6 protein-coding genes are annotated in these 12,523 nt (G+C 61.0%); 5 read left to right on the top strand and 1 reads right to left on the bottom strand.

Going from position 1 to position 12,523, the window contains the following annotated elements; translation table 11 throughout:
* Positions 1–119 precede the first annotated feature (119 nt).
* Both J3U87_RS20165 and J3U87_RS20160 read left to right on the top strand, forming a co-directional pair.
* A complete protein-coding gene (locus J3U87_RS20165; protein ID WP_272932387.1) occupies positions 120–644 on the top strand; it encodes a peptidylprolyl isomerase in 525 nt (174 codons plus the stop codon).
* A gap of 988 nt (positions 645–1,632) precedes the next feature.
* Positions 1,633–2,907, top strand: a complete 1,275-nt coding sequence (locus J3U87_RS20160) for an OmpP1/FadL family transporter (RefSeq protein ID WP_237377579.1) — start codon at positions 1,633–1,635, stop codon at positions 2,905–2,907.
* Positions 2,908–3,721: 814 nt separating this feature from the next.
* On the opposite strand, the gene J3U87_RS20155 is transcribed toward J3U87_RS20160, so the two are convergent.
* Complete coding sequence (locus tag J3U87_RS20155) at positions 3,722–5,095, bottom strand: CPBP family intramembrane glutamic endopeptidase (protein ID WP_237377578.1); 1,374 nt, start codon at positions 5,093–5,095, stop codon at positions 3,722–3,724.
* A 299-nt stretch (positions 5,096–5,394) separates the two neighbouring features.
* Here J3U87_RS20155 and J3U87_RS20150 point away from each other — a divergent pair, with 299 nt between their 5' ends.
* The 3 genes from J3U87_RS20150 to J3U87_RS20140 all read left to right on the top strand — a co-directional run bounded on the left by J3U87_RS20150 (position 5,395) and on the right by J3U87_RS20140 (position 12,447).
* Entirely contained in the window at positions 5,395–6,099 is a 705-nt protein-coding gene (locus tag J3U87_RS20150; protein WP_237377577.1) for a phosphoribosylanthranilate isomerase, read from the top strand.
* A 548-nt stretch (positions 6,100–6,647) separates the two neighbouring features.
* Complete coding sequence (locus J3U87_RS20145; protein WP_237377576.1) at positions 6,648–11,591, top strand: two-component regulator propeller domain-containing protein; 4,944 nt, start codon at positions 6,648–6,650, stop codon at positions 11,589–11,591.
* Between the two features lie 91 nt (positions 11,592–11,682).
* The gene (locus tag J3U87_RS20140) at positions 11,683–12,447 is read left to right on the top strand and encodes a thioesterase II family protein (protein WP_237377575.1); all 765 of its coding nucleotides are present in this window, start codon (positions 11,683–11,685) and stop codon (positions 12,445–12,447) included.
* Positions 12,448–12,523 lie beyond the last annotated feature (76 nt).

Here is a 12,523-nt window from a genome sequence, read left to right as displayed (position 1 = left end):
AGGCAAGGGTGGGTGAGCCTGGCCAAGTCGATTCGGCCCGTGCCTCCATGCCGGGCCGTTCTCAGCCATATCATCAAACCGGGTTTGCCGACCTGCACGCCCCAGACCAAGGAGAAACCATGAGCGAATCCCAAACGCTAACCGCAGTCATCAAAACCAACAAAGGCACCATTCGCCTCAGCCTTTTCGCCGACAAGGTACCGGCCACCGTGGCCAATTTCGTCAACCTCGCCAAGCGCGGCTTCTACGACAACCTGAAGTTTCACCGCGTCATTCCCGATTTCATGATTCAGGGCGGCTGCCCGCAAGGTACCGGTACCGGTGGTCCCGGCTACCGTTTCGCCGACGAGTTCGACGACAGCCTGATCCACGACCGGCCGGGCATTCTCTCCATGGCCAATGCGGGCCCCAACACCAACGGTAGCCAGTTTTTCATCACCCACGTGCCCACCCCCTGGCTCGACGGCCGTCACGCGGTCTTCGGCGCGGTCGAAAGCGGTGCCGATCAGGACGTGGTCAACGCCATCGCCGGTGGCGATGTCATGGAGAGCGTCACCATCGAGGGAGACACCAGCGGCCTCGAAAGCCAGATGGCCGACAAACTGACCGAGTGGAACAAGAACCTCGAAGCCAACGGCCATTGAGCCATTCGGGGTGACCGAATCGTCCGCGGCTTAGTGCCGGTTCCAGCTCGACGCGGTTGCCCGAACCCATTCCTCGGTTTCGAAGCGAACCCGGATTCGTCCCAGTGCGACTCCGGGTTTTTTCTTGGGTGGACACCCCACCGAGGTCCATGACACACATCACAGACACCCAATATTGACCCGAAATCCAGGGCGAAATGCTTACAGGTACACTGGAAAGAAACCGCAAAGTTCTGATTTTTTTGTAACAACCAGCCCTCGTTTCCTATATGATTTGGGGGCTGGAACGGACAAGCCACCTTACCCATTTTCCTGAAGGCCCACTCGGGGTTTTCCCGTTATGTCTTGTTCGCCGCCGCACCCGCGGTGCGCCCTGGGCGCCCGAATGTCAGAAAACTGTGATCCAAACCGAAATCGGCATCAACCAAAAGATAATCAAGCATTTATCACGTATATTCCGAGCATGCCCCCAGCTCCGCGCGTCAGAAAGGTCTGCTCCGCCACCTACCGTCTCCCCCGATTGCGGATAGAGGGGAAGAAATGACGGATTCCAAATCGTTTCTCATCTACCCTCACCGAGTTCATATGCGACCAATCTTGCTTAATCGTTTTTTACAGCGTGATCGGGACAAGGCCTCGCAGGTGTTTGTAAGCCGCCAGCACACTCATGGCCCAAAAGTGTATTCCGACAGAAAGCCACAGCCCGCATCGGCTCCTCGTCGAGGCGCCGCTCCGCTTTCCATGGAACTTCTTTCGATCATCGTCCCACAAGGGCCGAACACGCCGCGAAAGCCTTGAAGCCAGCGCCACAAACTAGGGAACCGAACCTCTCGAGAATGATATGATCCGCACTATGAGTTTGTATCCATTTGCCCAGATAGAAACCTCTTCGACACAGCGTCCCCGCCGACCTGGGACCAAGTGGATACCCGCCTCCCTCCTCTTGATTTTGGCTTGTGGCACGAGCTTCTCACAGACGGACGAAACCGTGTTCCGCGAGTTCCGCTTCGATTTCACCACGCCCGGGGCGAGAGCCAACGCCATGGGACGCGCCTTCGTGGGATTGTCGGACGAGGCCACGGCGGCGTACAACAACCCGGCGGGCTTGGCGGTCCTCAACGCGCCCGAGTTCTCGGTGGAGTTTCGCCAGAACGACAACACCTTTCAATCGCTGGCCGAACGCGGATACTTCACCCTTTCGTCGTTCAACACCGACGCCGACCAGTTGGGCGTGGACAGCAGCCGCCTCAAGGACCTGACCTTCGCCTCGTTCAGTATCTCGCGCGGCAACGTCAACCTGAACGCCTTTTATACCAACCAGTTGAATTACCAGCGTTCGCGCTCGATCGAGACCAGCCTGTGGGAATTCGAATCCCCGGACAACTACTATACCTTCAACTACGACAACCGCTTCGACGTCGAGAAAATCCGGCTGGACACCTTTGGTTTCAGTTTGTCGCGTCGTTGGGGCCACATGTCGTGGGGGGTTTCGCTGGCGATTTCCAAACTGGATTTGGACTACATCTACCGTACCTCGCTTTCGTCCGACGACATTTTGCTGGACGACCAGGTCAGGAGCAGCGCGGACCACACCACCGCCAAACTGGCCTACGTTCTGGGCTGGCAGTACCAGGTCCACCCCAAGGTCAAGCTGGCCCTGTCCGCCAAGCGGTTGCCGAAATTCACCTACCCCGAGGTGTTCCGCAACAACCAGATCCTGCAGGAGCAGGGCGAAGATGCGGAAGTGGAAGCCTCGGTACAGTTCAAGATCCCGGATTCCTATCAGATCGGGATGGCGTTCCAGCCCAACGACTTCTGGACCGTGGTTGCGGAAGTCAATTGGATTCAGTACCAACAACTCAGCGGCGACAACCTGACCATCTTGTCGACCATCGACATCGGACGCCCCGATTTCTTCCAGTTCTCCCAGTCCGACTTCGAAAACGCCAACGATCCCAGCCTGCACCTGGGCCTGGAATACCTGTGGCCGCGCGGTCGCGACATCTACGCCTTTCGGTGCGGCGCCTTCCACGAGGCGGACCACAAGACGCGGTTCGTGGGTCGTCCCAACGATGACGAAGAGAACTTGCGCGAGCTCTTCGACATTCAGGATTTCATCTACAACACCGGCGACAACGAGGAGTCGATGGGCTTCACTCTCGGCATCGGGTACGTGCGCAACAACCGCATCCAGGTGGACGTGGCCTACGTGGAATCGGACGATTTCAAATCCTGGGTCACCTCGATGCTCTACCGGTTCTGATCCCTAACGGCTTTCCTGAAACGACTTAGCTCGGAGTTCCCGAATGCCGAGAGTTTCGTCGTGCCAGGTAGGTTGGCCGGCCCGGCCGACTTTCCGAAGCGATCCAGGCTGTGCAAGTTCGAGTGGTAAAAAAGCGACGCAGATTGAGTCGGGCCCCAGATCTCTCGACGGCACATTTTTGCTGCTAAATCGCTTCGATTGGTTGAGCAAGCCGAGGCTGTGTGAAAACGTCGTAGATGGACTCGATCCGGCTTGGTCGCATCGCATAAGTGCTTTAAAACCGACCTGACCGACCTGAAAACTATAAACACGAACGGCGTTTTCACACAGCCTCAAACTGCTCAATCTACAGGCCTTACGCCGCTCTCACCATGCGAAGACGGTGAGCTTCACGGCTTCGTTAGCGCGCCGCGAGGGAAAGGGGCGGCTTCGCTCTTTGCCGCAATTGATTGCTGTTGCTTGGGTTGCTTCGACGCGTCGGCCCAGCGGGCCAACCTACAGGCCTTACGTCGCTCTCACCATGCGGGGACCTTGGACATTTCGACTTCGGATTGGGGTCGCGAGGGAGATTCTGTGCTTCGCTCTTTGGCGCAATCGACTGTCGCTGCTTGGGTTGCTTCGACTGGTTGAGCAAGCTGCTCAACCTACGGGCCTTACGCCCCTCTCACGATGCGGGGACTTTGAGATTGGTTACTTCGAAGTGTCGGCCCAGCGCCCTCGGCGCGCCCGGCACCTTCCCCACCACGACCCTATCGAACATGCGGGAACTCACAATCGATTCGCTTCGCTCAGTTGCTGTCAGGAAACACACGACTCAGTGGAACATGATGAACATCAGGGTCACCGGGATGGTGTTGTTCAGTGCATGCGCCGTCATGGAACCGATCAGCGAGCCGCGCCACTCGCGGATCAGCGCGAAGATCATCCCGATCGAAGCCAGCATGGGAATCGCGGCCAACCCCTGCGGGTGGATCACGGCAAAGAAGAAGCCGCTGACCAGGGCGGCCATCAAGGCGCCCATGGTACCCCGCAGGTAGTGGTAAAAAATGCCGCGGAACAGGATCTCCTCGACCAGGGGCGCCACGCCACATACGAGGACGAGCAATCCCAGCATATCCAGCCAGGAGGCACCGGCGAAGGACTCCACGATCGGATGCGACGGTTGATTGCCCGTGATGCCCACGATGAGGAAGGTAAGCGCGAAACCCAGCATGGCCAAGGGCACGCCGGCCAAATATCCCAGCGCGCCGCAGGCCATCTCGCGCCAGATCCCCTTACCCGCGTGCAAGCCGACACCCAGGATGATCTGCTGCCGATCGAGACCGCGCAGCACCAGCCAGCCCACCGGGAGCAGGAGGAACATGAAGCGAACGGCGGCTGGAATCCAGGCCGGCAGCATCGCCGAGAACAACAGGATCCAGATGAACAGGACCATGGCCTCCATGAAGGCCCCGCGGCCTTTCGGTAACCGGAGATTGAGCGCTTGCTGGAAAAACGCCAGCTTGCCGCGCCGCATCTGAACCATCGCGAAACCCGAGACCACGACGCCCGCGCCCAACGTGGCCAAAAGACCCATGAACCAGACGATCACCATCAAGCAGGTGGAGAGCGCCGCCATTCTGGGTTGGGTTCGATAGGGGTCGTCTTCGACCAAATGCGTGCCGGCCGCCAGCTTGCCATACCACCCCAGTCGTTCTTCCAGAGCTTCGCGATTCACGGTGCCGACCGGCTCTGCGTACACGGCCTCGAGCAGGTCCGCCGTGTTCAGAATCTCCAGGGGCGGTTCGGCTTCGCGCACGCCACTCAGGATGTTCCGCGCCGTTTCGGGATCCTGCAGTTCGGCAACGACCACCACGGCCCGTAGCCGGTCGTCCGGGGTCAGCGCCACCTGGAGCAGTTGCTCCACCAACTGGGTTCGCGTCTCGACCGGCAAGATGCGGTCGGTCCCCTGCCCTTCACGAGCCGCCATTTGCGCCAATTGGCCGAGGCCCACCGAGTAACGCGCCAACAAATGGAATTGGGGCGACATGCCCTGTGGCTGGGCGCGCTGCTGTTCGTTGGTGAAATCGATCAGAACCACGTACGTCGCGACCAGGACCAGAAACAGCACGAAGAGGAAACCACGAAAAAAAGGACTGTCGATGAAGGGATCGGGACTGGACGTAGGCTGGGAAGGGGATGAATTCATGAGTGTCACTCCAGATGGGGCGGGCCTCCCCATCGGCAATTCGCGGGGAAAGAACGGGTGTCACACGCGGGAGCGGGGAGCAGGTGGCGGAAGCCATCCAGATTGGCGCGGCCCGAGCGGATGAAGTTTAGCACGAGCCCGGTCCCGGCTCCCACGAGGAGGGCCGCTTCGAGACAAACGCGAAAACATCTGGTCATCCCAGGCCATTTGTGATTTGACTAGTGCCCATCCGAAGCGGGGAACACCGAATACCGGAACGGCCTGAATGGGCACGAACCGGCATCGCCAGGGAGGTACACATGGATCCGTTTGCAACCGGCCGGGAGCCGTTCATTCAAATCGCGGGCGTCATCGATCGGGTCGAGGCGCAGATGTTAGGGGAGGAAGGCGTGCACTTTCTGGGCTTTCCCCTTCGGCTGGCGGTTCACAAGGAGGACCTTTCCGAAGAAGAAGCGGCCGACATCATTCGAAACCTGCCGCCCGAACATCGCGGCGTCGTGATCACCTACCTCACCGACCCGCTGGAAATCTCGAGCTTCCTGAAGAAGATGGGCACGAGATCCGTCCAATTACACGCGCCGATGGCCCCGGCCGCCCTGCGCGAACTGCGCCGCCTCCGGCCGGATCTCTGGATCATCAAGAGCCTGATCGTGCGCGGCGACGACGAGGCGCGACTCGACCGCGAGGCCACCGATCTCGGCGAATGGGTCGACGCCTTCATCACCGACACCTACGATCCCGCAACCGGCGCCACGGGCGCGACGGGAAAAACCCACGACTGGTCGATCAGCGAGGCGTTGGTTTCGCGCTCGCCCCGACCGGTCATTCTGGCCGGCGGGCTGAATCCCGCCAACGTGGCCGAAGCGATCGCCGCGGTGCGACCCGCCGGGGTCGACGTCCACACGGGCGTGGAAGGTTGCGACGGCCGCAAGGATCGCCTCGCGGTGCGTGCATTCGTGGAAGCGACCAGATCGGCCTATGCCGCGCTGGAGATCGACACCTGAGGATGGCCTCCTTCGCGAACGACACGGAATCGACGCCAAGAGGGCGCCCTTCCTCGAAAAACGGCGCGACGGGTTCGCCCCGGCTTCGCACGCGGCACGACGACATCGCCAAAAAAGAGTATTTCCGCGCGACCAAACATCCTGGCGCAGGAATGCGGTGGGTTATTTGGTAGAATGTTGCCCAAAGATGGGTGATCGACAGGCAAAACGCTGAATTCAACCTTCGCGGCGACAAAGACTTGGCAACCTTTGGAAGGCTTCCGTTCTCCAAGCCGCGAGGCGTTCGCTCAACTTGAATGAGAAAATGCGTTCGGAGGCGGCCCCGGCTCATATCGAGGCCTCCATCGCCAGGTCCCGTCGAGAAGGGTGCCGGCACCGATTCCGCCCAAATCGCCATAACTCGAGGGTCGCGGGTACCTGAAACCACTGGAGAGATACGGATGCCAACGAGGAGAGGATTTTCCGGCCATGGGAGGTGGAGCATACATCTCCTCGGCGCGCTGCTGCTTCTTTCCTCCTCCGGGGTTTCGGCATTTCAAAAAATTCCCATGCGCAGTTTGGGCATCGAGGACGGACTGTCCCATGCCACGGTCTACTGCATCCTCCAAGACCGCCACGGTTTCATGTGGTTTGGGACCCAGAACGGGTTGAACCGCTACGACGGGCTCCACATCGTGACCTACGAACACGGCTCGGGCCGGGAAAACGCACTGAACGCCAATGGCGTGAGCGACATGGTCCACGACGGAAACGGCGGCTTCTGGCTGGGAACCTGGGGTGGCGGCCTGGATTGGTTCGATCCCGGGACGGAAACCTTCGTGCACCACGAACACGACCCTCTGGACCCCACCAGCCTCAGCCACAACGAAGTGCAGACCCTGCTGCGCGACAGCCGCGGACGCCTGTGGATCGGCACCAGTTCGGCCGGCCTGAACCGGTACCGCCCCGAAGACAAGAGCTTCGACCGCATGAGCGGCCACCCGGGCCTGGACAACGCCCGGATCTGGTCGCTGGCCGAAGACGCCCGCGGCAGCATCTGGGCCGGCACCGACGAGGGCATCTTCGTGCTCGACGAGAACGACCGCGTCACCCACTACGACAAGGCGTGGGTGGAATCGCGCGGGTTGACGGGCGCCCGGGTGAGGGCCCTAATGCGCGACAACCAGGGTGCCATGTGGCTGGGGGGCGAGATATCGGTGGCTCGGGTGGATTCCGAAACCGGGGAAAAGCTCCCGCTTCCGTTCCCGCCAAATCAAAGCAATCCCCTTCAATCGACGATCACCGCTTTTTTTCAGGATCGCGACGACGCCATCTGGATCGGCACCCTGGACGAGGGTCTCTTTCGCCTGACCCCACCCGCCGAAGGCGAGGAGTTCTGGCGGGTCCGGCTTCTCAATTACAACCCCAGCGATAGCAACGGCCTGACCCACAACGACATCCGCAGTCTCCACCAGGGTCACGGCGGCATTCTCTGGGTCGGCACGCGCACCGGCGGCCTCAACCTGATCGACCTCAAGACGCCGAAATTCGAGCTCTATCACATTCGCGAACAGGATCCCTTCAATCTCGCCCTCAACCGCGTCAACGCGCTGTACCCGGAGGCCGGCGGCCCGCTGTGGGTCGGTACCCTGGACGGCCTGGCCCGCCTCGATTCGGGCAACGCACCGCCCGTGGTCTACCGCCACGACAAGGACGACCCCACCACGATCAGCGGCAACCGGATCCGCTGCATTCTGGAAGACGCGCGCGGATCTCTGTGGATCGGAACCTTCGGCAACGGCCTCAACCGCATGGATGTCTCCAGTGGAACCTTCACCCGGTATCTCCACGATCCGGAGGATCCCGATTCGATCAGCGGAAACACGGTGTTGGCACTGCTGGAGGACGAGGAGCTTCGATTGTGGGTCGCGACCTACAACGGATTGTGCATGCTTCCGCCCGACCGAGAGGCCTTCGTCCGCTGCGACGGTCCGGACGAGGTCTCGATCGAAGAAGCCCGCCCCCGCTACAACTCGGTGATTCGCGATCGCGCGGATCGACTCTGGCTGGGCACCTACGAGAGCGGCATCAGCCGTTACGAACCCAAAACCGGAATTTTCACGCGCTTCATTCGCCACGACGACGGCTCGGAAAGCCTGGCGAGCAACCGCATCGCGTCGCTTCATCAGGATCGCGAGGGACGCATCTGGATCGGCACCTACGACGGTGGCTTGTCGATGCTGGCCAATCCGGACTCGGAACCGGGCCTCGCCGTATTCCGCACCTACCAGGCCCGCGACGGCCTGCCCAACAACACCGTTTTCGGAATTCTCAGCGAGGATACCGGCGTGCTGTGGGTCAGCACCGACCGCGGCCTGTGCCGGTTCGATCCCAAAGAGCAGACCTTTCGCCGCTACGACCCGAGCGACGGCCTGCAGGGGTACGGCTTCAATCCCCGCGCGGTGGCCATCAGTCAGGACGGGTACTTCTACTTCGGCGGCAATCGCGGCTTCAATCGATTCCAACCTCGAGAGGTCGCCGACAATCCCCACGTGCCACCGGTCCACATCATGGACTTCCGGGTCCAGAACCAGAGCCGCCACACGGGACTCCTGGATCCGTCTCGCCACCTCCAGGTCAATTACGACGACACCATGGTGACTTTCGCCTACGTGGCCCTGGATTACACGGTCCCGGAAAAGAACCGCTACGCCTACAAGCTGGAGAACTTCGATCGCGATTGGATCGACGCGGACCACCGAACCGAGGTCACCTACACCAACCTGCATCCGGGCACCTATCGCTTCCGGGTCCGGGCGACCAACAACGATGGGGTCTGGAACGAAGCCGGTACGTCGGTCATGCTGACGGTCATTCCACCCCCCTGGCAAACCTGGTGGGCCTACGGGCTCTATGTCTTCGCCCTGTTCTGCCTGGTCCTGGCCTCCTTCTACTACCAGAAACAGAAGCTTCGGAGCGAGCGCGCCATGAACAAGGGACTCCGGCAACTGGACAAGTTGAAGGACGAGTTCCTGGCCAGTACCTCCCACGAATTGCGCACGCCTTTGAACGGCATGATCGGCATCGTGCAATCCCTGCTCGACGGCGTGGCGGGCGACCTGAGCGACCGCGCCCGGGCCAACCTCAAAATGGTGCGCGCCAGCGGCACCCGGCTGGTCAACCTGGTCAGCGACATCATGGACTTCTCCAAGCTGAAGAACCAAAGCCTGGACCTCAATCTTCGCGGCCTGGACCTGCGTGCAGCGACCGACGTGGTGCTGACCATCCTCCATCCGCTGGTCAGCGGCAAGGACGTCGCCCTGGTCAACGCGGTCGAGCCCACCCTGCCGCCGGTTCGCGCCGATGAGGATCGGCTCCAGCAAATCCTCATCAACCTCGTCGCCAACGGCATCAAATTCACCGAGTCGGGTCACGTCCGCGTATCGGCGAAACAGCGCGGCGGCACGGTGGAAATTCGCGTCAGCGATACGGGCGTGGGCATGAACGAGGAGAAGCTGGACACGGTGTTCGACACCCACGAAAGCGGAACCCAACCGGGCGTACGTGTCCGCTACGGCGGTAGCCTGGGCCTGGCCATCACCAAACGCCTGGTGGAACTGCACGGAGGCCGCATCGAAATCGATTCCAGCGAAGGCGTCGGCACGACGGTGCTCTTCACGCTTCCCATCGGCGAAGCCGGGACCGGCTTCTATACGGTCAACGAACTGATCGGCGAACACACCGACCCCTCGCTTCCCATGGATGCCGGCACTACGACCGGCGGCGAGGATTCGGACGATCGCGAGCCCGGAAGACCGCGCCGGTTCCACGTCCTCATCGTCGAGGACGAATCGCTGAACCGGCGCCTGATGGCCAACCACCTCACCCTGATGGGTTACCGCGTTACCGAAATGGTCACCGGAACCGAGGCCATTCGCGCCCTGCAAAACGGTCAGAAGTACGACCTGGTGCTGTTGGACGTGATCATGCCGCGCATGTCGGGCTACGAGGTGTGCCGCAAGATTCGCGAGATGTACGCCGTACAGGATCTGCCGGTCATCTTCCTGGCCGCCAAGCACCAGATCTCGGACGTGGTCGCCGGTTTCGAATCCGGCGGCAACGACTACATCACCAAACCCATTTCCAAGGACGAACTGGTCTCGCGCATCAACACCCACATCAGCCTGCTGGACACGCACCGCAACTTGGAACTGAAAGTCGTGGAACGCACACGCGAACTCGCGGCGCGCAACAGCGAGCTGGAGTCGTTGGACGACATCGTCAAGGCCGTCAACCGCGAGATGGAGCTGAATCAGGTCCTCGAGACCCTGCTGCACCGCACCATGAGCCTGTTTTCCCAAGCCGAGCGCGCCACCTTCCTGGTGTGGGAGCCGGACGACGAGGTCTACCGCTTCGCCGCCAGTGTCGGCTACGTGCTCGACGACCTGCGGCCGGTCACCTTCACGCACGAGGAACTGGTGACCCACGACGTCGACAACCAGGAAGAAATCGAAAAGGGCATCTACGTCATTCGCGATTGCGAAGACATCACGATCGCCAAGCGGCTGCGCAACATGATCGCACCGCGTTCGATGCTGGTCATGACGGTCGCACCGCGCGAGCGCCTGGAAGGCGTGCTGGTCCTGATCAACAACGAAGACCACGATGCCTTCGACGCGGCCGACGCCCACAAGCTGAACCGTTTCCGGGAACACGCGATCGCGGCCATTTCCAAGGCCCGCGTCCTGCAGGAGTTGCGCACCAAAAACGACGCCATCGTGGCGCAATCGGAAGAATTGCGGTCCAAGAACCAGGAATTGCGGGAAGCCTACCGCAAACTGGAAGAAGTCAGCCTGACGGATCCGCTCACCGGGTTGCGCAACCGCCGTTTCCTGGTCAAACACATCCACCGCGACGTGCACAAGGTGTTGCGCGACTACAGCGAACCCGGTGCCGATACCTTCGGCAACTCGGACATGATCTTCTTCCTGCTCGACGTGGATCATTTCAAAATGGTCAACGACAATCACGGCCACGCCGCCGGGGATCGCGTGCTGGTTCAGATCGCGGAGATTCTGGTCAACACCTGTCGTCAGTCCGACATCATCGTCCGCTGGGGCGGCGAGGAGTTCCTGGTCGTGAGCCGTTTCACCAATCGGGAAAACGCCCCGGACGTGGCCGAACGGATTCGCTCGACGGTCGAGAAACACCATTTCTCCATCGGGGGTGGCGATACGGTGCGCCGCACCTGCTCGATCGGCTTCGCCTGCCTGCCGTTTTTGAGCGATGCGCCCGGGACCATGAGCTGGGAGCAAGTGGTCGATATCGCCGATCACGCGCTGTACGCGGCCAAACGCTCGGGCCGCAACGCCTGGGTCGGGGTGGCCGCGGCGGGATCCGACCACCGCGCCGATCTGTTCAAGGGCATCCGCGAAGATTTGGAGGGCTGCAAGGAAGCGGGTGAAGTGGAAATTCTTTCCTCGTTGGAGTTGAACAGCCTCGTGTTCCACTGAGAAAATGGACACGCCCACGCGAATTCGACCTAACGCAAAGGCTCGAACGTGGTTCCACGCTCAATTCCTTTTTTCTCGACGAGGAGAATCCATGACTCGATACAACAGTCCCTGGCTGCGTTGCTTCGCACCGCGCGCCCAGCCCACGCTACGCCTGTTCGCATTTCACCACGGTGGCGGATCGGCCACATTCATCAAAGGTTGGGACAAGGAGCTTCCGGCCTCGATCGAAGTGGTCGGCGTTCAGTTACCGGGTCGCGCGGAGCGGTTTCGCGACCCACACGTCACGGACGTGGACAGCCTGATCCACGAAATCGCCCAGGCGATGCAACCCTATCAGAACGCGCCCTTCGCGTTTTTCGGCCACAGCCTCGGCGCCATGCTTTCGTTTGAACTCACGCGCTACCTGGTGGATTTCCACAGGGTCCAGCCGGTTCATCTGTTTGTATCGGGTCGACACGCCCCGCAATTGCGCGGCATCGTGCCACCGCTGCACCACCTGCCCGACGAGGCCTTTATCGAGCAAGTGGGGGCCTTCGGTGGGTTGCAGCCCGAAGTACTGGAACACAAGGAGTTACTGGAAATGATCCTGCCGGGGTTGCGCGCCGACTTCAAGCTTTCCGCGAGTTACCGGTACCAGCCCGCACCACCCCTTCCGTGCCCGATCACGGCGATGGGCGGCCTGCAGGATGCCACGGTCCCGCTGGAAAAAATACAGGGCTGGCGCGACCAGACGAGCAATGCATTCGATGTAAAGACCTTCGACGGCGGCCACTTCTACCTGGAAGAGAATCGCGGGGAAATGCTCGACTTCCTGGCGAAAACCTGCACTCGAGCCATCAGGGGACGGGCCTGAGACCCAGCGACGCATAGAGGGCAGCTCGGGGCTTCGATCTAGACGAAAAAAGGGCGGAACCGCATGGTCGCGGCTC

The organism is Sulfidibacter corallicola (assembly GCF_017498545.1).
Taxonomy (GTDB): Bacteria; Acidobacteriota; Holophagae; order Acanthopleuribacterales; family Acanthopleuribacteraceae; genus Sulfidibacter; species Sulfidibacter corallicola.
Note: the sequence above shows the minus strand (reverse complement) of the source record. Positions and strands in the feature narration are given on the sequence as shown.

What these genes read in the sequence shown, in the direction of transcription:
- J3U87_RS20165 (WP_272932387.1), top strand. Translation starts at nt 120, where the DNA reads ATGAGCGAATCCCAAACGCTAACCGCAGTCATCAAAACCAACAAAGGC.
- J3U87_RS20155 (WP_237377578.1), bottom strand. Translation starts at nt 5,095, where the DNA reads ATGAATTCATCCCCTTCCCAGCCTACGTCCAGTCCCGATCCCTTCATC.
- J3U87_RS20150 (WP_237377577.1), top strand. Translation starts at nt 5,395, where the DNA reads ATGGATCCGTTTGCAACCGGCCGGGAGCCGTTCATTCAAATCGCGGGC.
- J3U87_RS20145 (WP_237377576.1), top strand. Translation starts at nt 6,648, where the DNA reads ATGCGCAGTTTGGGCATCGAGGACGGACTGTCCCATGCCACGGTCTAC.
- J3U87_RS20140 (WP_237377575.1), top strand. Translation starts at nt 11,683, where the DNA reads ATGACTCGATACAACAGTCCCTGGCTGCGTTGCTTCGCACCGCGCGCC.